The sequence below is a fragment of the Flavobacterium sp. CFS9 genome (assembly GCF_041154745.1).
Classification (GTDB): domain Bacteria; phylum Bacteroidota; class Bacteroidia; order Flavobacteriales; family Flavobacteriaceae; genus Flavobacterium.
Window position 1 is genome coordinate 4,536,229 of the sequence record NZ_AP031573.1, and the last position, 19,753, is coordinate 4,555,981.

At 45.1% G+C, this 19,753-nt stretch carries 17 protein-coding genes; 8 read left to right on the forward strand and 9 right to left on the reverse strand.

Annotated features, from left to right (window positions below):
* Positions 1-54: 54 nt before the first annotated feature.
* The 8 genes from ACAM30_RS19160 to ACAM30_RS19195 all read right to left on the reverse strand — a co-directional run bounded on the left by ACAM30_RS19160 (position 55) and on the right by ACAM30_RS19195 (position 10,569).
* Positions 55-510 carry an MgtC/SapB family protein gene (locus tag ACAM30_RS19160; protein WP_073414745.1) on the reverse strand — a complete coding sequence of 152 codons (456 nt, stop codon included), beginning with the start codon at positions 508-510 and terminating at the stop codon, positions 55-57.
* Between the two features lie 28 nt (positions 511-538).
* Positions 539-1,420: a bestrophin family protein gene (locus tag ACAM30_RS19165; protein WP_289877181.1), complete on the reverse strand. Its 882-nt coding sequence runs from the start codon at positions 1,418-1,420 to the stop codon at positions 539-541.
* Between the two features lie 53 nt (positions 1,421-1,473).
* Positions 1,474-1,890 (reverse strand): Fur family transcriptional regulator, encoded by a 417-nt coding sequence (locus tag ACAM30_RS19170; RefSeq protein ID WP_008463790.1) that lies wholly within the window; start codon positions 1,888-1,890, stop codon positions 1,474-1,476.
* 283 nt (positions 1,891-2,173) lie between these two features.
* A complete protein-coding gene (locus ACAM30_RS19175; protein ID WP_289877180.1) occupies positions 2,174-3,463 on the reverse strand; it encodes an efflux RND transporter periplasmic adaptor subunit in 1,290 nt (429 codons plus the stop codon).
* A 65-nt stretch (positions 3,464-3,528) separates the two neighbouring features.
* A complete protein-coding gene (locus ACAM30_RS19180) occupies positions 3,529-7,845 on the reverse strand; it encodes a CusA/CzcA family heavy metal efflux RND transporter (protein WP_289877179.1) in 4,317 nt (1,438 codons plus the stop codon).
* A gap of 172 nt (positions 7,846-8,017) precedes the next feature.
* Complete coding sequence (locus tag ACAM30_RS19185; protein WP_354669343.1) at positions 8,018-8,341, reverse strand: DUF6660 family protein; 324 nt, start codon at positions 8,339-8,341, stop codon at positions 8,018-8,020.
* Between the two features lie 256 nt (positions 8,342-8,597).
* Positions 8,598-9,056: a GNAT family N-acetyltransferase gene (locus ACAM30_RS19190; protein WP_073414736.1), complete on the reverse strand. Its 459-nt coding sequence runs from the start codon at positions 9,054-9,056 to the stop codon at positions 8,598-8,600.
* 91 nt (positions 9,057-9,147) lie between these two features.
* Positions 9,148-10,569 carry a DUF6602 domain-containing protein gene (locus tag ACAM30_RS19195; RefSeq protein ID WP_369616133.1) on the reverse strand — a complete coding sequence of 474 codons (1,422 nt, stop codon included), beginning with the start codon at positions 10,567-10,569 and terminating at the stop codon, positions 9,148-9,150.
* Positions 10,570-10,838: 269 nt separating this feature from the next.
* Between ACAM30_RS19195 and ACAM30_RS19200 the strand changes: the two genes are divergently transcribed.
* From ACAM30_RS19200 to ACAM30_RS19220, 5 genes are all read left to right on the forward strand, one after another.
* A complete protein-coding gene (locus tag ACAM30_RS19200) occupies positions 10,839-11,228 on the forward strand; it encodes a hypothetical protein (protein WP_289877178.1) in 390 nt (129 codons plus the stop codon).
* A 237-nt stretch (positions 11,229-11,465) separates the two neighbouring features.
* Positions 11,466-11,801, forward strand: a complete 336-nt coding sequence (locus ACAM30_RS19205; protein WP_139260427.1) for a hypothetical protein — start codon at positions 11,466-11,468, stop codon at positions 11,799-11,801.
* Between the two features lie 214 nt (positions 11,802-12,015).
* Complete coding sequence (locus ACAM30_RS19210; RefSeq protein ID WP_369616134.1) at positions 12,016-12,174, forward strand: hypothetical protein; 159 nt, start codon at positions 12,016-12,018, stop codon at positions 12,172-12,174.
* The gene (locus ACAM30_RS19215) at positions 12,171-13,220 is read left to right on the forward strand and encodes a succinylglutamate desuccinylase/aspartoacylase family protein (protein WP_073414724.1); all 1,050 of its coding nucleotides are present in this window, start codon (positions 12,171-12,173) and stop codon (positions 13,218-13,220) included. The genes ACAM30_RS19210 and ACAM30_RS19215 overlap by 4 nt, the downstream gene beginning before the upstream one ends.
* Before the next feature lie 109 nt (positions 13,221-13,329).
* Positions 13,330-14,403: a mechanosensitive ion channel family protein gene (locus ACAM30_RS19220; RefSeq protein ID WP_073414721.1), complete on the forward strand. Its 1,074-nt coding sequence runs from the start codon at positions 13,330-13,332 to the stop codon at positions 14,401-14,403.
* Positions 14,404-14,607: 204 nt separating this feature from the next.
* Here the strand turns inward: ACAM30_RS19220 and ACAM30_RS19225 are convergent, their stop codons facing one another.
* Positions 14,608-15,990, reverse strand: a complete 1,383-nt coding sequence (locus ACAM30_RS19225; protein ID WP_289877177.1) for a hypothetical protein — start codon at positions 15,988-15,990, stop codon at positions 14,608-14,610.
* 284 nt (positions 15,991-16,274) lie between these two features.
* Here ACAM30_RS19225 and ACAM30_RS19230 point away from each other — a divergent pair, with 284 nt between their 5' ends.
* The 3 genes from ACAM30_RS19230 to ACAM30_RS19240 all read left to right on the forward strand — a co-directional run bounded on the left by ACAM30_RS19230 (position 16,275) and on the right by ACAM30_RS19240 (position 19,717).
* Positions 16,275-17,009, forward strand: a complete 735-nt coding sequence (locus ACAM30_RS19230; protein WP_073414714.1) for a helix-turn-helix transcriptional regulator — start codon at positions 16,275-16,277, stop codon at positions 17,007-17,009.
* Positions 17,010-17,082: 73 nt separating this feature from the next.
* The gene (locus ACAM30_RS19235; protein ID WP_073414712.1) at positions 17,083-17,616 is read left to right on the forward strand and encodes a dihydrofolate reductase family protein; all 534 of its coding nucleotides are present in this window, start codon (positions 17,083-17,085) and stop codon (positions 17,614-17,616) included.
* 271 nt (positions 17,617-17,887) lie between these two features.
* Positions 17,888-19,717, forward strand: a complete 1,830-nt coding sequence (locus ACAM30_RS19240) for a DUF4365 domain-containing protein (protein WP_289877176.1) — start codon at positions 17,888-17,890, stop codon at positions 19,715-19,717.
* Positions 19,718-19,753 lie beyond the last annotated feature (36 nt).

The following is a 19,753-nucleotide window of genomic DNA, read 5'->3' on the forward strand; positions in this document are numbered from 1 at the left end:
TCGGCACCATTCTGCTGTCAGCGTCCAAGTGCCGATAAAAGGCAGTCCATTGGTTTAGTTAGTCCTTTTTTTACTCTTAATTAATCTATCGACCAGTCTTCTGTACCATGAAAAATGGTTTATGCTGAAAATCAGTAGTATGATGAATGTTGCCGAAACGGCTATTACCAGCATATCCAGTGCTACGGCCATTCCCACCGCCGATGTGGTCCAAAGGCCCGCGGCGGTTGTGATGCCTTTAGGAAGATTCCGCTGGTCCCTGAAGATTATTCCCGCACCTATGAATCCAAGCCCGGTCGCAATGGCGGCAAGCATCCTGGCTACAGCCGAGACATCTTCCGTAAGATGGCCCGCAATGGAAACAAACAGGCAGGAAGCCGCGCAGATGCAGGCAAAGGTCCTCAGTCCCGTGTTCTGCTGCTCCCTTTCCCTTTCCAGACCGATAATCCCGCCCAGGAAAGCGGCCAGAACCAGTTTGGCAGACATATATAGTTCAACTTGGATATCCATCAGATAAGATTTTTGGCGGCTGAGCGGCCTACATCTCGTAGTACAGCCTATTTTTAGGCTTCTCAGGAATATCCTTCGCACCGGTCATCTCAAGGAGGTTGATCTCGATGGTCAGTGCAAGCGAGGTCATAGGGGTATCCACCGGCGTGTTCTCAAAGGGATCCTGCATGATGATGGCAGTTGATTCAATTGCAATGAACAGCAGCGGAATCAGAATGGTCAGCAGCAGTTCAACAGCCAGCTGCGAGTCCTCAAGACCGAAGGGAAGTATCGCGGCAAAGACATAGATCAGCGTGTGCACCAGCAGGCTGTATGACTTTGGAAAAACAGTATTTTTGATCCGTTCGCATTTTCCCATGTGGTCGCAGAGGCGCGATATGGTCTCATTGAGCTGCACGGTCTTGAAATCCGTTATAATGCCCTTATGCTCCATTTCGGCTACATCCTGCGAGTGCCTGTCCAGCAGCGCGTTGGGAATGTTTGCCCCCGCCACGTTATGGAATTTCAGGTAGGCTTCCACCTTTGGGCTGAAGGGCTGGCGGCGCAGCGCCTCCCCAAGGGCATATACCCAGATGATCTGCCTTTCGGCAAACTGCTCTGAAAAATGCCTGTTTTCTTTCGAAGCGGACTGCATGACCTGTCTGATAAGGGTGCGCGAATCGTTTACGATCGCCCCCCATACCATTCTGGCTTCCCACCATCTCTCATAGGACTGCGCCGTCCTGAAGGCCAGCAGCAGCGAAACTGCGGTTCCTACCAGTGCGGGGATGCTCAGGGGAAGCGAGACTTTCCTGAACACCGGAAGCATATCCAGCATCCCGATAGCCGCGGCAAAAATGACAATGAGAATGATCTGGGATCTGATTTCCCTGACAAAGTACAGCACTGATATTTTACGGTTTAGAAGCATATTTTAAAATTAAGATTTTACATTTATCCTTTATTCCCATTATATGATCTGAATTATTTCGCAGTTAGGCATTTCTCGCAGATTCCTTTGGCCAGAATCTGGATCTCATCGATCTGAAGGCTGCCCGAGAGGCTTTCCGGAAGCATGATCTCTTCGCGGCAGGTAGTCTGCCCGCACCTCCTGCAGTAGAAATGGAGATGCCTGTCATTATGCTCTTCCTCTTCGCATGAATCGGCGCATAAGCGGTACCTGGCCTGGCTGTCGTCCATAATCTTATGCACGAGCCCTTTTTCCAGAAATGTCTGAAGCGTCCTGTAGATGGTCACCTTATCGGCCTTGTGGAAATACTTCTCGATCTCCGCAAGCGATAATGCCGCCGTGAGGGTTTCCATATACTCGTAGATCAGAATGCGCATCGTGGTAGGCCGTATGCTTTTGCCGTTAAAGGCTTCTTCTGTCGTTTTCTTCATATAATTTTTACATTAAAAATAAAACCGGCAACAAGACCTATCTGTTAGGCAGTTACAGTAAATTTACGAAGCTTATTCTTAATTTCCGCGTTCGCAGCTTACTTTTTTAGCAGGCAGATACTTCATAATCGGCCTTTATTGCCGGCATATTTTAAATTAATGCAGGTTTTCCTGTCCGAGACCATGAAATAGAGATTAAAGGGGGTGAATCCCTATTCCCTGGCTTAATCACAGGCAAACACTTACTGTCGGACAGGAATCTGCATTAAATCCTTAGTGTCTCTTAATGTTCGTGGCCTCCGGAATTGCTCAGTTTGGCATTTACGAAAAAGGTTCCCTTGGTCACAATCCTGCTTCCCGCAGGTATTTCCTTCACAGGCGTAACGGCTGTATATCCCACTTCCGAAACTCCTTTTGTCACTTCCACTTTTTCAAAGTTCATGCTTGCCGCATCGATTTTCTTTTCCTCTGCAGGACTGTGCTTTTCGCCCTCTTCGGTGCCTCCCTCAGCTTCCGCCTCCTCATGCTCCTCAGGTTTCTTGTCCGTTTTCACAAAGATGTAGAACTTCCCGTCCGCCTCGGCAATGGCACCATTTGGCACTGCAGCCGTAAGAGCGGTGCCTACGCCTACCAGCGCTGTAATGTTCATTCCGTCGATAAGTCCTGCCTTATTTCCCGTCACGGTACAGTGAACCGCAACGCTCTTGCTCTGATTCTCAAAAGAAGAGCCGATATTGAACACCTTTGCCGTGTAGGTTGCCTCAGGGTTATTGGTCAGGGTGAAGCTTACGCTCTGCCCCACCTTTACCTTGGGAAGATCCTTCTCGAAAACCTGAAGGTCAAGGTGGATCAGCTGGTTGTCCACTATCTCCACAACAGGAGATGAGACGTCAACATAGCTTCCGATCTTCGCAAATTCGGCGCTTACCGTGCCGGTAACCGGACTGGTAACCGTTAATGCCGCCCTTAGGTTCGCCGGGGTGATGCTTCCGGGGTTTATTCCCATAAGCTGGATCTGTTTGGCAAGCGAGGCCTTGCGTGCGCGCAGCGCATTTACCTCCGCAGTGGCATTCTGAAGATTCTTCAGGGCTCCGGCATTACCCGCCTGAAGGTCTTTCTGGCGCTGCAGCTCCTGCTCCGCATTGGTGATGCGGCTGTTGATGGTGATGTACTCCTCCTGCTGCTGCACGAACTGGGGATTCTCGATTGTTGCGATCACCTGGCCCTTGCGCACCTGGTCGCCCAGCTGCACTCTAAGGGTCTGGATAACACCTCCGTACAGAGAGGTTGCATTGGCCTTGTTATTGTTTGGAACCCTTAAGGCGCCGTTTACTTTAATCGATGCAGTCAGGTTCTTGTTCTCAATGGTTCCGAGCTGAACCCCCACCGATTTCATCTGCTCCTGGGTCAGCACCGCAATTGTGGCAGCTTCCCCTTCGCTGTGTCCCTCCTCTTTCGCTCCCTCGGCCTTTTCGGTTTTGGCTCCGCTTTCGCTTTCGCCGCTTTTTTGTCCGCAGCCTGCCAGTGAGAAAATTGCGGCCGCCGCGATTAATAATTGAATTTTGACTTTCATGAATGCTCTATATTTAGATTTATCCTGCGGAAGGGCTCTGCCGCTCCCGCAGGCTGTTATATTATTTATTTATTGTTGAAATAATCAAACTGCACCGCAGACAGGTTGTACTGGTTCAGCACATCAAGATAATTCTGGCGTATGCCTACCGCCTGGGTCAGAAACTGTCCAAGCTCGGCAAAGCTGATTTCCCCTGAGCGGTAGCTCAGCGTGGAAGCTTTGATGATATCCTCCGCCTGCTTAAGCCCTGAAGTCTCATAGAAGTTCAGCAGGGAAAGGTTTTTCTCAATTTCAGCCGCCGATGAATTCTTCTGGGTCGCCAGCAGCTGGGTCTGATAGGCAAGATTCTTTTCCTGCACTTCCTTCTCGGCCTTAGCCGCCTTTACCTTATTATGCGCCGATACGGCCCCGAAAAGCGGGAAAGATGCAGTGGCAGAAAACCCCGTGTATGGATCATTAAGCCCATAAAGCTTCTGGCTGAAAACCCTTCCGGACAGCTCAGGCATATTGCTGTTTCTCATTACTGAAACATTTGACGACGCAATCTTCACATTCTGCTCCTGCAGGGTAAGCAGGGGATGCTTCCCGCCGCTTTCGGTAAAGCTCACTTCCGCCTTTCCAAGCGGGGCTTCCACAGGAAGCAGCCACTCATTCAGGTTCATAAGCATCATCAGCTGTTGCTGCTGCACGGTCATGTCTTTCTTGTTCTGCTCTGAAAAAGCTTTCAATTCCAGAAGTTTGGCCTCTGCGGCAATCCTGTCCAGCTGCGCCACATCACCGGCCTTCAGGCGCACTTCGGCAGTTTTTGCTAGCTGGGTATAGATGCTGTCCAGACGCTGGTACAGAAGCTGCTTGTCCTGAAGGTACCACAGCTTGTAGTAGGCCGTTCGCACATCCCTTTTGATTGTGGCGTTTAAAAGCACCGTATTGAGCTGGCTGTACTGGAGCTGGTTTTTGAAATAGCTTTTTCTTGCGGCATAAAGCCCCGGCCATGCAAAACTCTGCGAGATACCGATTTTCAGAATCCCTGTCCTGTCAGACGGCCTCAAATCCTCGTTCTCCGCGAAGACTCCCGTTTTAGGGATGTCTAAGGCTGTCTTCACATTCAGCCCGGCCGCCTGGATTTCGGATTTATTGATATCCAGCTGCTGATTGCTCTGCAGGGCAGTTTCCACAGCCTTCTCGATCGGGATGCGCTGCTGCGCATTTGCTGATCCCAGACCTGCAATGAAAAGGACAATGATGGCAGTTGTATTTCTCAATTTAAATTTTCCTTTAAAGTCAAACTTTGTATTAAAAATGATATAAAGAAGGGGAAGAACGAAAAGCGTAAGGAACGTTGCGGTTACAAGACCTCCGATTACAACGGTGGCAAGCGGCTTCTGCACCTCGGCACCAGCGCTGCTGCTGATGGCCATCGGCAGGAATCCCAATGAAGCCACCATCGCGGTCATAAGCACCGGACGAAGCCTTGTGATGGTTCCTTCTTTCACCCTTTCAAAAATGTTGTCCATACCCTCTTTTTCAAGCTGGTTGAATGTTCCGATGAGCACGATTCCATTTAGAACCGCCACCCCGAATAATGCGATAAATCCGATTCCGGCACTGATGCTGAAAGGCATGCCCCTAAGCATAAGGGCAAATATGCCCCCAATGGCGCTCATTGGAATCGCAGTGAAGATCAGCGTAGCCTGCTTGAAGGAACGGAACGTAAAATAAAGCAGACCGAAAATCAGAAGAAGCGACACCGGCACGGCAATCATAAGCCTTGCGCTGGCTGCCTGAAGATTTTCAAACTGTCCTCCATAGGTGAAATAGTATCCCGGCGGCAGCTTCACTTTTTCAGCCAGCTTTTTCTGGATGTCCTGCACTACGCTCTGGACATCGCGTCCAGCCACATTAAATCCGATTACAATCCTTCTTTTCCCTGCTTCCCTGCTGATCTGCGCAGGTCCAAGCTTATAGTCGATTTTTGCCACCTGGGACAGAGGCACCTGAACCCCTGTGCTGGTAGGGATCATAAGGTTGCTCACATCGTCTATGCTGCTTCTGTGAACGCTGTCAAGGCGCACCACAAGGTCGAAACGTCGCTCATTTTCATAAACCTGTCCGGTGCTCTTTCCTGCAAATGCCGTGCTGACAACGTCATTCACATCCTCTATGGTAAGCCCGTAATTGGCAATTCTGGTCCTGTCATATTCGATATTGATCTGCGGAAGGCCGCTCACTCGTTCAATCTGCGGAGAAGTCGCTCCGGGAACGCTCTGGATCACCTGCCCCACTTCTTTGGCGTACTGCGAAAGCGTGTCCAGGTTCTCACCGAAAATTTTCACGGCAACGTCCTGTCTGATTCCTGTCATAAGCTCATTGAAACGCATCTGGATTGGCTGGTTCTTCTCAAAGAACACTCCTGGAATCACTTCGAGCTTCTCCATTATGGCCTCTGCAAGTTCCGTGTAGCTCCTTCCCGACTTCCATTCCTTCTGCGGCTTTAGAACCACCATAAGATCGGTGGCCTCAGGAGGCATAGGATCTGTAGGGACCTCTGCGGCTCCCGTCTTTCCAACCACCATTTTAACCTCGTCAAACTGCTTGATGATTCTTGAGGCCTGCATCGAGGTCTCAATGCTCTGGTTCAGCGAACTTCCCTGAGGCAGGATGCAGTGGAAAGCATAATCGCCCTCCTGCAGCTGCGGGATGAATTCTCCTCCCATTCTTGTAAAGCAGAATACGGCAATAAGGAATATGGCTACCGTTACGCCGACCACGGCATACTTGATCTCGATCACTTTAGCAAGCAGCGGCTGGTAGATATTCTGTATTCTGTTCATCATCTTATCGCTGAAAGTCTCCTTGTGCTGCGGCTTTTTAGACAAGAACAGTGCGCACATCATCGGGATGTAGGTTAGAGACAGTATCAGGGCTCCAAAGATTGCGAATCCTACGGTCTGCGCCATCGGACGGAACATTTTCCCTTCAACGCCCACAAGGGTAAGAATCGGGATATATACAATTAAAATGATAATTTCTCCAAAGGCCGCACTGGTACGTATTTTGGATGCCGACTCGAAAACTTCCTCGTCCATCTCATCCTGGGTAAGATTATTGAGCGACTTGCGCATAGCAAGATGATGGAGCGTTGCCTCCACCACAATTACCGCACCGTCGACAATAAGGCCAAAATCAATGGCACCCAGTGACATCAGGTTGGCGCTTACGCCAAAGACATTCATCAGTCCAAGCGCGAAAAGCATGGCAAGAGGAATTGCTGATGCCACAATTAGCCCTGCGCGGAAATTCCCCAGAAACAGCACCAGCACGAATATCACGATCAATGCACCTTCTACAAGGTTCTTCTCTACGGTGCTGATGGCGCGTCCCACAAGATCCGTACGGTCAAGGTATGGCTCGATAACGACGTCGTCTGGAAGCGATTTCTGGATGGTCGGCAGCTTCTCTTTGATGCGCTTCACCACCTCGTTGCTGTTTTCACCCTTAAGCATCATCACCACGCCTCCGACTGCATCTACCTGCCCGTTATAGGTCAGGGCACCGTATCTCACAGCTTTTCCGAAGCGCACCTCGGCAACATCGCTTACATAAATTGGCGCGGCTCCCGTATTCTTAACCACGATCTTTCTTACATCATCAAGTGAGGTCACAAGACCGATTCCCCTGATGAAATATGCGTTTGGCTTCTTGTCAATATAAGCTCCTCCGGTATTCTGGTTGTTTTTCTGAAGTGCCGTAAAGATGTCCGGGATGCTAACCCCCATAGCTTTCAGCCTGTCAGGGTTCACGGCAACCTCATACTGCTTGAGCTCCCCTCCAAAACTGTTCACTTCGGCAATCCCGGGAGTTCCGTAGAGCTGCCTTGCCACAATCCAGTCCTGCATGGTTCGCAGGTCTTTGGCATTGTATTTATTTTCGCTTCCTTTTTTAGGATGGATAATGTACTGGTACACCTCGCCAAGACCGGTGCTCACAGGAGCCATTTCAGGAGTTCCGATCCCCTGCGGGATTCGGTCTGTTGCCTCCTTCAGCCTTTCGCTGATGAGCTGTCTGGCAAAATAGATGTCCGTTTCTTCATCGAACACAACTGTGATAACAGAAAGCCCGAATCGCGATATGCTTCGGATTTCCTGGATCTTCGGCACAGTGGCAATGCTCTGTTCAATGGGAAAGGTTACCAGCTGCTCCACTTCCTGTCCTGCAAGCGTAGGGCAGGTCGTAAAAATCTGAACCTGATTGTTTGTGATGTCAGGAACGGCATCTATGGGCAGTTTCGTTGCGCTCCAGGCGCCCCATAATATGAGAACCAAAGTCATTAACCCAATAATGATTTTGTTTTTTATGCTGAATTTAATTATACTATCTAACACTATGCATTTAATTTTAACGTTTAGAAAATAGTCTGTCCTCCCATGCAGAAATGGGGACAATGAAAAGCGCGCGCAGGCATCCCGAATGGATACGGAAAATCAAATGCATGCTGGGCAGGACCGTTAAGTCCTGACAAAAATCACTTCACGTGATAAGCGCAATCCGAAAAATCTAAACGAAAAATTTAGGGGGCTGCCAGATGCTGCCCGTGTAGGTTGAATTTACCTGGCAGTCCTTAATGACAGTATTCTTGGAACTGATAGGCTGCTGGGGAAGATTAAGGTCCGGCATCTTAAAGCTGAACTTTATTACCGAAACGCTGCAGCAGGAGCACTGGCAGAATGGCGAGCAGTGGTCGTCATTATCACTGCTGTGGTTATGGGACAGCTCTTTCTGCGCAGTTTTAGAGGAAATACAGCTATTGTATACGTCACTGCACGGAACCGCAAGCAGCCCTAGAATGTAAAGTAATAATATTGTTGTTTTCCATCTCATGGGACAAATGTAAAAAATAGTTTATGCAATCCGATTGCAAAGTGGCATCCTGCATTGTAAAATTAGAAACCTGCCCTCCGCAGTAAAGCGGGATTGCAGGCAGGCGGTTACTTCCTTCCTATTTTTATGCTACGCAAAGTAACAACCTGATTTTGTAGACATTCTGAATTTTTGCGCGATCAGCTGAAAAAAAATGTTTTTTTTTCTCTGCATCCAATTAATGACGAAATAACTGCGCAGGCCTCACATGCAGCAATTATAGATGAAGCTTCATGCCTTCATGGGTCGGCATAAAGCCCAGGCTCTCGTAAAACTTCACAGCCTCAGGCCTTTTTTTGTCTGTGGTAAGCTGGACCAGATGTGCCCCGCGCTGTCTTGACCTCTCTATGGCCCACTCGAACATAAGCCTTCCGAATCCCTTTCCGCGGTCTTCCCTCCTTATCCTGACCGCCTCTATCTGCGCCCTTACTCCGCCCTGATAGGTTAGATACTGGATGAAGCTCAGCTGCATGGTTCCCACCAGATCTCCGGCCTCATTAGTCACGGCGATAAGTTCCTGCGAGGGATCGGCATCGATTTTCTCGAACGCCTTAATGTAGGCATGTGGCAAAGGAAGCTGGAAATCCTCCCTGCCCTGCCCAAGGGCATCATCAGAAAGAAGCCTGATGATTTCGGGCAGATCATCTGCTGCTGCAGTTCTAAAAATTAAATTCATATCAATGTTTTTTGGGTATGCCGCTTTCTCCCTTTCATATTCCTTAAGCCATTTAGACTAGCACTTTAAAGAAAAGAGAACGATTTAAATTTTAAAATATGCTGTTATACTTTTCTATCAGCTGGTTTCTGTCCATTTCACCAGCCATCCAATCCCTGACATCTTTCACGCGCTGCTTGACGTTGTTTTTTTTGATTTCCATTGCTTGGTCAAATTCATCCGCGTCGAAATCTGCCGTGCTGCCGAGTTCCGTAAAAAATATATGAAATGGTGTCCAGTCTTCATCGGTCAATATCTTATGCAGCGGTCTATGTGCAGTTTCACGCAATACGTCAAAATACAATCCATTAATTTTCCGCGCTGAAACTTCAACCTCCATGAAGGAAAATAGCCTTTGAAAGAAAAAGGACTCCCCTATACTTATGCCCTTAGCATCTTCCAAGGTATACAATGAAGGACAGGAATACTCATCATTATCCAGATTATTATAATCTATAAAAGCGCAGATCTTGCCAGGAACGCATACCACATCTAGATGCTCATGAATGGCGTCAATTTTATTCTCATCGTAAAATATGGCAATGTTATCGGCGGCCGTTTTATTGTTCCATTCTGTTTCAAAAGCGAAAATTCCCTTGAAAAAAGGAACAGAACTCATCGGGCCTTCGCATATTCTGTCAATACCTTCAAGAGAATCTTTAAGTGTGGACGAACTTAATGTCGTTTTGATTTCAATTACGGCAATCACGGCTTCCTTTTTTACCACTACAAGATCATCTTCCCTAAAAACTGGAATATAATTGTGCTGGTCATAAATTATGATATCAATCTGCTTGCTGCTACCCTCTATAAATCCTGTTGCGACGTGAAATTTTTTGGGCACAAATTTCCGCAGGACGGAAATGAAAAGCCTCTCCCTGTAATTTCCGACAGTCTGGCCGTGGCTGATGACATAATTGATACGCTCGCTCTGGCTTCTGATTTCATTTGAAATCGAAGAAAGATATCTTTTTTTATTTTCTAGTGCGATTTCGTTAATGCCAAGCGCAATATATGTGCCTAATTTTAATTTAACATATTTAAATGTGCCCGCGGCCAAGCGAGATTTTATAATCCCTGAAGCCTGTAATTTAGACACTCCGATTTCGCTGACTAATAGATCAATGCAGCCATCAACCTTTAACCTTTTCTGGGAGGAGGAATGCATCGTATTGATTACCTTGTGCCAGTTGTTTTTTATCATGCTCTGGAGCCTACCATACTTTTCATCGCTAAAAGTACACGTTCTGTCTACAATCACAAATGGATCGACCTGCTGTTTAAATTCGTCCATGTTATAAGTTACCAAGCCTCGTGCTTTTGTCTTTTCATCGTCACAGGTCCAATAAAACCTCACAGAATCTCCATCAATTGAAATAATTTTGCCTGTCTGGGCTTCGCCGTAGTCGTCTTTATGATTTATTATCAAATGATGTTCCTGCTGTAGAAACACTAAGAATTCTTTTGTTGTCAATATTATGTCCTTTAGGTTACTATTTAAAATTTTGTTCGCTATTAGTCCAGCAGAACCACAGGACACGATATCCTGCAACTTAAGGCGAATTTAAGAAATTTTTCTTAGCATCTCTGCTGTCCCAGCCATATGGTGCCCGTACTTGACGTTTCAGACAATAAAGTGTGCATGAATCTTTTACATGTGGAAATCTAGCAATTTACGGCACATTATTTGGTGCTTTTCTTGATAAAACATTAATTTACTGCTAACTAACTTATCTGAAAATTATGAAAAAAACTTTATTTTCTCTTCTGGTATTCGCAATGTCTATAAGCGCATCCGCCCAGAGCCAGTCCGCTTCGAATGCAAATGCATTTCCCTGCATTGACACTGGATACAGGCTATACCCCACTAATAATATGTGGACCTATATCAAACTCAACACCCGAAACGGACAGATGTGGCAGGTTCAGTGGGACACTGGAAAAAACAGGTTCGAGTCTCCCCTTTCGCTCAAGGCGCTTGCAGCACCCGATCAGGAAAAAAACAACAGATTTGTCCTCAGCCCCACCACCAATATATACAATTTCATTCTGCTGGACCAGATCGACGGACGCGTCTGGCAGGTGCAATGGTCAAGCAAACCCGAAGAGCGCGCCATTTTAGCCATAGAATAGAAAAGGCCGAAATAGCATTTTCCTTTATCGGTTCGCAGCATTATTTTTTGCACTCTGATGCGGAACCGGCATTTACACTTTTGGATGGGCAAGACTGCATAAAGGCATGAAGTTAAATCTTTGCTATATTTGTTTTATGCCGGCTGATTTTGTTTAAAATGCCTTATATTTGGCCGGAACAAACAATAAAATCAGCATTTTCTCTTTAGCATGAAGCATTTTAAAGGCATATTGATAATGGCGCTCCTTGCCATGCGGATGCTTTACGGCGTTGAAATCCACAGCGTCTCTTCCGTGCTTGCCGATTGCGCCGAAATGCAGAATATTTCAGGCAGGAAAGCCCACCAGTGCGCCGTTGATGCGCCCCATAGCAAAAAGAAAATCCGCATAAACGCTTCTTCCCAAGACAAGAAAGAGAAGCATAAAACCGCTGCGCTTTTAAAATCCCTAACAGAAAAATTTACTGATGACGCGCTTTCGCTTCCTCACAGCAAAAGCACCGCTTATTTTAAGCTGGACACTGCATTTGCAGACGCTTTAAAAAACTCACTGCACAGACTCCATTTTTTCTAGACTCAAAATTAAATTCCGAATTTACCTATTCGATGGCATAACTATCAATAGTCAGCTCAGCATAACGTAAAAGAAGGCCGTTTTTTATGTTCTCTGCTGCCATCTGCGATTGCCAGCCTGTATAACAGCGCGCTATCCAGATGCAAAACCAAACATAAAAAGTGACGGCTTACGAGAAAAGCCCGTTTTTAACATTCGGCTTCAAGAGTCTGATATGCCCTGTAAAACTATGGCAGCCCGCACTCCCGCGGCGCTTTCCAATACAGCTGAAAACCTGTTTAAACCAATTAAAACCAGACCCGCCGACGGTCTGCAAATCACTATGGCTATTCTGTATTCAGACGGAATAATCATCGATCATTTAATGCAATGAAAAATTTAATTCTTTCTTTTATATCGCTTTTGGCAGTCCATAGCGCCCAGTCACAAAAAAACTCGCTTAAGAGATACCTCGAAAAACAGGATGCTTCCATAACCGATACGGTCATCTGTTTGAAATCCTCGGATTCGGTCTGGGCTGATCTTCCTGTGACCCTAATCAGGGGGCGTGAAAAAGGTCCAACCCTTACCCTAGCCGCCGGAATCCGCGAAGGCGGATTTTCCGCCGCCGCTTCCCTGCTGCAGCTTCGCCGTGAGATAATGCCTGAAAAGCTCAAGGGAAACCTCATTATTATTCCCGACGCTGATGTGCAGCGCTACAGCGGCCGCAGCTCCCAATCCGACAACATACGAATGTCCCATCTTTCCGATGCTTTTCCGGGCAGCGCCAAGGGAACCGCGGCAGAATTGATCGCCGATTTTATTTCGACAGCTGTCTTTGATGCCACTGATGTATTTCTGGAGCTGAACGGCTGCGATTCCGGCAGTGATCCGATAGCTTTTATGTGCTACTACGACAATGCGGAATTCATGCAGCAGACAATGCTGGCGTACCGCCTGAGTGAAGCAAGCGGGCTCGGCACCATCCTGAGCCATCCGTACCCGCTCTCATCAGGAGAGCCTTCAAAATGCGCCGTGAAGCAGGCGGTCAGGCTGGGAATTCCGTCATTGAGCATGACATTAGGCGGATATGAAAAACAGGGATCCTCCAGCCAGCCATCGGCTGAAGAAGCGCTTTACAGGATTATGGCAGAATTGGAAATCTACAATAATGGCACAACAAAGCCTTCCCGCGCAAAGAAATTCAGGTATAACAGAAAGGCCTGCATAAAGGTTCCATTTCAGGGCATATTCTGCAGCTCCATTAAGCCAGGGGATAAAATCAAAGAAAGCCAGAAGATAGGCAATCTGACCGATATTTTCGGCAACAGGAAAAAAACTCTCAGAGCCCCCGAGTCGGGCACCGTACTTTACAAAACAGATGCAGATGCTGTAAATGCTGACGAAACTGTAATCTGCATCGGATACAGGATCCAATAGCAGAAATAGCTGCTGGATTTCGATTTGGAGCAGTTTCTGCCAAGACAGATAACTACGCTGCGCACTGCATGCCTGTATCCATTTCTTTAACACAATTAAATCAAAGATCATGAATGAGATTTTAACCACCCCGCTTTGGGGAAACACAATATATAAATGGCTCACAGCACTGATAATTATAATTGTCCTTTTCGCGATTATAAAAATATTCAAAGTGTACATTTTCAAGCGGCTCAAAAAATGGGCGGCTGCAACCGCCACATCCTGGGATGAATTCGCAATGGAAGTCATTGAGAAGAACATTCTTCCCCTGCTGTACATAAGCACCGTTTATTTTGCCCTGCAGACTTTGGCCTTGGGCCTAAGGGCAAAAAATATTCTTCATACGGCATATATGATTGCCATCACTTTTTTTATAATCAAAATTATAATTGCCGCTTTCAAAAAATTCGTGCTGTCCTTTATCAAACGCGACCAGGACAGCGAAAGCAAAGAAAAGCAGGCAGGCGGGCTTATCGCTATCGTCAATATCATCATCTGGCTATTAGGCGCCGTATTTCTGATTGATAATATGGGCTACAATGTGACAACCATTGTAGCGGGTCTGGGTGTCGGAGGTATTGCTATCGCGCTTGCGGCACAGACCGTGCTTGGAGATCTCTTCAGCTATTTTGTCATCTTCTTTGACCGTCCATTTGAAATCGGAGATTTTGTGACGGTGGGCACAGACAGCGGCGTTATCGAATATATCGGGATAAAGACCACCCGAATCAGAACCCTGAACGGAGAACAGCTTGTCTGTTCCAATACAGACCTGACCAACTCCAGGCTGCGCAACTTCAAACGGATGGAAAGAAGAAGGATTGTTTTCGCAATCCGTGTCACCTACCAGACCACTGACAGACAGCTTAGGGACATTCCCGGTATTGTCGGAGACATAATAGCCTCGAAAGATAAACTGAGCTATGACAGGGGGCATTTTTCAGGTTTTGGGGATTTCAGCCTTAACTTTGAATTCGTCTACTACGTCGATGACCCGGATTACAATTTCTATATGGACGCCCAGCAGGCCGTCTATCTTGAGATTTTCAGTGCCTTTACAGAAAAAGGAATTGAGCTTGCATATCCAACGCAGACCATACAGATTGAAAGCCTTCCGGTATTCTCAGTTGCAAGGAACTAAATAACAACATACTAGGCGATATTCTTTCGCTGAAAATCTTCACACTTATTAAAGAGACAATTAACTAATAATTGTCTCTTTTCCTGCTGACATAAAGCGCAGGCGAATGGTTTTGATGATCAATAATCGTTTTCCCGTCCATTTTGGATGCTCCGATTTTTAAAATAAGCTCCCAAGACACCACAAGCTGAATGCTAAAAAGTATCAGGCAATAATGGCAAGTGTGATATCATAGACAAGCGCTTTAAGCTCCTTATTACACAGCGATAAATCCCTGTCGGGCGGATTTCCATGATAAATGAGGTTTCTGGCTTTAATAAGCTGGCCAAATTCCACATCATAATCGTCCGGATCCAGATTGAGATATTTTATAAAACCCTCAAACTGATCGATAAGGCCGGTCTTTTTAATAAAGGATACTTTCTCAAAAGCTTTAGAATCAAATTCCTGTTTATCTGCGTCCGCGACTATTTCACCGATTTCTTTTATCTTCTTTTTTATGAACCTGTTAATAGAGCCTTCTGATCCCGTAAATACATATTCTTCCTTTACAGTGAAAGCACTGCCGTCCAAGGGCTCATTTAAAAAATAATTCCTGAACTTTTCAACGATGTTGTAAAGGACCATGAAAGCTGAAATATCATCAAGGTGCTTTATCCTTAACAGTCTGGGAACAGCCTCCTGTATAAGCTCCCTGAAAGTTTGGAATTTCTCAAAATTTACCGAATCTGCAAAATCGTAAATATTCTGATATTTGTCCTTCAAATGAAATTCCTGCGAGGAATCAAAGTTATCGCCGGAAAGCTTAAAGACTTCCCTGGTGCCATAATTATCCCTATCATTCACCCTGAGCAGGGCATTGAAAAAATCAATGTTCTTCTCCCAGTACAGGGACATCAGCAGGCATAAGTCTTCTCCGAGGGAAAGCAGATCCAGATCTTTTACTTTCTCGCTGTCATCCCTTAGAACCAGCTGTGCATCTCTGGTTATTACAAAATCCTTTTTTGGTTCGCCCTGTTTATAGGAATGGCTTAATGACAGCATAAATTCGACAGGACCAAACCTGGTCCATCTGTTATGATTCCGTTCAATGAATTTGTCATCTGAATCATAAGTTCCAAGCTGGCCGTACTGGATATATCCTGTGAGATGGGAAAGGGCATTGTCTGCCAGGCTGAATCTTGCGGCAGCGGCATACCTTCCATTCTGGAAAAGACAGAAATTTCGAAGAACCAGTATGACGGATTTCTTGTCATGATCGAAATAATTAGTTTCATGAAAATCTATCAGAGAGCTTTCAGAAAACTCAAAAAACTCCGGGTTCACCCATTCATATGGCGATAATGCAGGATTTACCAAGTCCAGGATGCTGGTTCCTGCTTCTGCAAGTGCTCTGAATTTCTGGTACAGATGATCAGAGGGCTTATAATAAATAATCAGCTGCGCCTCTTCAGGTCTTCTCTGGTTATAAATCAGTCTCGCATCAAACTGGGAATCTCCGCTTTCACCAGGAAAGCCGTCCAGCAGTTCTTTATGCTCTGACAGCTTTAGCAGTATGGGCACATCATTTTGAAAGTAGTCTTTCATTATTACAAATTATAATTAAAGCATTATTTAAGTTTAGAAGGCGCAGAATAAAAAATGCAGCTAGCCAAATTTATTAAAATAAAACAGAAAAAAACGCAGGTAGAATTACCTGATTGAACAGTGAAAAACACTTCGGAATTCCAGCCGGTCCTATAAGCATTGCGTTTTTTCTTTTCCTGCAGTGCAATGATGCTTGGTGTTTCAGATTTATACATAACTTTACATAAAAATTGCGCAAAGCATTCCTATTATATTCATTTCCTATAACTTAAAACCAGCAATAAATGGAATACAAAATAATTAGAGTCAGCAAAGAACTGGAACCTTTCATTAGCTTTTTTTGGGAACTTAGAGGAAGCCAATCCAAAGCAGAATTGGAACGCGTATATCCGGACGGATGTTCGGGAATACTGATTAATATTGGAAGCAAGTGCATGACAGACAACGGTTCTCTTTCTATGGACAGTGGAAAAACTTATGTTGTCGGAGCAATGAATTCTTTTAAAGACAGCATAATTGAAACCGATACCCATTTATTGGGAGCATGCCTGAAGCCCGCAGCATTTTCCAACTTCTACTGCTATGATCCTCAAAGCGCACTCAGTAATAATACTGTCGAATTCGAAAAATCCAAATCATTTGATATCGACAGGGTAATAGCAGACCCCTTTAATTATTTCGAATGCTTTTTCACTGATCGGATGAAAAGCAGCTACAACCCCCTGCAGCCGGTTATCAATGACATTGATGCTGCTAAGGGATATATGGGCATCCACGAATTGTCCCAGAAGCACTGCACAACAGTTAGGCAGCTGGAACGCAATTTCAAAAATTATATCGGCTTGTCCCCGAAAGAATACTCAAATATAATCCGCTTTCAGAATGCTCTGAATATTATCAGAAAATCAGATCACAATCGAAGCCTGTCAGATATTGCTTTTGAATGCGGTTACTATGACCATGCCCATCTCACCAATGAAATCAAGCGATATACAGGCTTTTCACCGTCATTGCTTTAATTTGTCGCATTTTTACAAAGCGCGGTTAAATTTCTGCCGCTACATTTGGCAGAACAACAAAAATTTAAAACAGATGCGAAAAATAAAACTTTTCATTGCCATGAGTTTAGATGGTTACATTGCAAAGCCAAATGATGACCTAAGCTTTCTAAAGCTTGTGGAAAAGCAGGGCGAGGATTACGGCTATGCAGACTTTATTTCTGAAATCGATACCGTGATAGTTGGACGAAAAACATATGATTATGTTCTCAAAGAAATAGGCCCATCACATTATGACAATGGGAATCGGGATGTTTATGTCATTACAAGAACCGAAAGGCCCCAAATTGGAAGAACAATTTTTTATAATGGCGATATCCCCGGATTAATTAAACATCTAAAAAATGAAAATGGTAAAAATATTTATTGCGACGGCGGTGCCGAACTCATAAATGAACTGATGATGCACAGCCTTATAGACGGGTTTGTAATATCTGTAATTCCTATTCTTTTAGGTGCTGGCACCAGGCTTTTTCAGGACGGCAGACCTGAACAGAGACTAGAGTTTATATCCGCGCAAACATTTGAAACGGGATTAGCGCAGCTTACATACGAGAAAAATAGCTGAAACTTTAAAAAAGGGTGCGCACTTATACCTTTCTCGCAGAGCATATTAAAAAATGTGCTTGGTCCGCAACAGGCTTTTTATATTGATATCGCCACCAGACAATCACTCTACTACAAATTATCAAACTCAATCCAATTCCTGGATTGAGTTTTTTGTTTGATTTTAACGGACATCCCCACACTAAATACAGATAATGTTTTTTTTCATGATTTTTCACGCCTAATGAAATTATGAGAGTTTTTATTTAATTTTACAGATAAAGCTTTTTAAAATGGCAGTCAAGGACTTCGACGACGAAAATCTTCCAAAAGTGAATCCAAATGAAAGTCTTGAAACTATTTCAAGTGTTTTGTTCAGGAAGCGGTTCCCTGTACAAAAATTTGAGATACGATCTGAAACGATGCGTGACAAAGGGATAGATTTTCATATCGAACTGAAAAAAGAATCTGCATCAGGAGGTAGCGTATACACCAATTACAGGTTTGCTGTCCAGCTGAAGGCGACAAATAAAATCAAACAGGGAACCGATGGAAGTTTCGGACTTCAGATCTCAACATCCAATATAAGCTACCTGCTCAATAACGGCATGCCCGCCTACTATGTTTTTTATCACCATCCTTCAGCTTGTTTCTACTTCGAAAACGTCAAAAATATTCTGGATCAGATCAAGGGCAGAAATGGGAAATGGCAGCAAAAAGCAAAGCAGAAGATTTATTTCACCAAAATTCTTTCTGAACAGGCAGTGCAGGAAATCTACGAGGAAACGTATGCAAGCGGAGTTCTTCTCAGAAGGATCAACAGCTACAGATTTCCGTCAAACAGCCCAAATTCCAGCAGCCTTCTCATTGATTCCGACAACATAGTATACAGCGTATCGGAAAATATAGAATATATAGACAAGTTTGGCGCGGATCTTGTAAATGCACACCGTTTTGACACCGTAATTGAAATGGAGAAAAGGAGCTGGCCAAGAAACACAGCAACTCCCCGATTCTACCTTTTTTGCGGCATTGCCTATTTTCAGCGCGGGGATCTCTACAAGGCGATGGACCTTCTGAAAAGCGCCAAGAAATATTCCGACGAATTTGACCCGGAGGGTCGGGCGATAATCGAACATACTATACTCAATACCAGATATCTTTTGGACATAATATCCAAAGAGCAGTACGACCGGGCTGTAAAAAAGATCGGCCATCTGGAGGATTCAGGCTCCTTTTTCCAGATTGAGAATGCTTTTGAAGAATTGTCTTCCAATAGCGGAGAACCAGCTTCTTCAATACTGAAGTTCTACGAATCCATGCAGAAGGTTATTGAAAATGAAAAAAAAATTGGACTGCGAATCATTGCCTTCAATAAGATCATTGATGCCGAATCCAGCATCCTTTTCAGCGATCTGGCAAAGAATTCCGTCTACGTTGCGGGACGAGTCCAGAATCTTCTTCACACCACTGTCTTTAAGCAATGGCTTGAACTTGAAAAAATATTCCGCTGGCGTCTTAACAGCATAGTGGATTATGCCGAGAATTGCGGATATTTCATCTCGATCGGCATCTTGACCCTGGCGGGCATAAAATGGGAATACCAGAAAGCGTTTCACCTTCATTATCTCTCATGCTGGAAATACAGAAGCTTTGATCTGCTCCAGCCTGTTGATCCGTCAGTGCTCGAGAAGCTAAGAAGGAACTGCGATCATCTCGACAAGCTTGCAGAAGCATTTGAACAGAATGAATACAGGGAAAACATGCTATGCTGCATGATCCTTAAATATGAAATCCTGCAATTTTCCGGAAATGTGAATGCAGCCTGCGATGCAAAAGAAAAAATACTTGAAGTTATAGACGCATTTGAATTCGAGGGTTTGCGAAAAGAATATGAACCGATTTTCAATCAAGGAACGTCGCATGAAAACTTCGTTGCGAAATACACCTCACACATGAACAGAATTCAGGATCTTGCTGTGCAAGAGGGAATAGACTGCTACAGGATGCTTTCAAGAGAGGAGCTTGCTTTTAGGCCCCGCTGGTCCATCAGGGATTTTCCAGCATTTGATTTTTCGATTATGCCCCATGAAAATGAGGGCGAAAAGGATATATTAAACTAACCTCATTACTGGGCACGCCATCCATCAAATCTTGCT

Coding starts and splice junctions, on each gene's coding strand:
- ACAM30_RS19220 (WP_073414721.1), top strand. CDS start 13,330: ATGAATGAGATTTTAACCACCCCGCTTTGGGGAAACACAATATATAAA.
- ACAM30_RS19205 (WP_139260427.1), top strand. CDS start 11,466: ATGGCGCTCCTTGCCATGCGGATGCTTTACGGCGTTGAAATCCACAGC.
- ACAM30_RS19175 (WP_289877180.1), bottom strand. CDS start 3,463: ATGAAAGTCAAAATTCAATTATTAATCGCGGCGGCCGCAATTTTCTCA.
- ACAM30_RS19210 (WP_369616134.1), top strand. CDS start 12,016: ATGCCCTGTAAAACTATGGCAGCCCGCACTCCCGCGGCGCTTTCCAAT.
- ACAM30_RS19190 (WP_073414736.1), bottom strand. CDS start 9,056: ATGAATTTAATTTTTAGAACTGCAGCAGCAGATGATCTGCCCGAAATC.
- ACAM30_RS19225 (WP_289877177.1), bottom strand. CDS start 15,990: ATGAAAGACTACTTTCAAAATGATGTGCCCATACTGCTAAAGCTGTCA.
- ACAM30_RS19235 (WP_073414712.1), top strand. CDS start 17,083: ATGCGAAAAATAAAACTTTTCATTGCCATGAGTTTAGATGGTTACATT.
- ACAM30_RS19230 (WP_073414714.1), top strand. CDS start 16,275: ATGGAATACAAAATAATTAGAGTCAGCAAAGAACTGGAACCTTTCATT.
- ACAM30_RS19240 (WP_289877176.1), top strand. CDS start 17,888: ATGGCAGTCAAGGACTTCGACGACGAAAATCTTCCAAAAGTGAATCCA.
- ACAM30_RS19185 (WP_354669343.1), bottom strand. CDS start 8,341: ATGAGATGGAAAACAACAATATTATTACTTTACATTCTAGGGCTGCTT.
- ACAM30_RS19160 (WP_073414745.1), bottom strand. CDS start 510: ATGGATATCCAAGTTGAACTATATATGTCTGCCAAACTGGTTCTGGCC.
- ACAM30_RS19170 (WP_008463790.1), bottom strand. CDS start 1,890: ATGAAGAAAACGACAGAAGAAGCCTTTAACGGCAAAAGCATACGGCCT.
- ACAM30_RS19215 (WP_073414724.1), top strand. CDS start 12,171: ATGAAAAATTTAATTCTTTCTTTTATATCGCTTTTGGCAGTCCATAGC.
- ACAM30_RS19165 (WP_289877181.1), bottom strand. CDS start 1,420: ATGCTTCTAAACCGTAAAATATCAGTGCTGTACTTTGTCAGGGAAATC.
- ACAM30_RS19200 (WP_289877178.1), top strand. CDS start 10,839: ATGAAAAAAACTTTATTTTCTCTTCTGGTATTCGCAATGTCTATAAGC.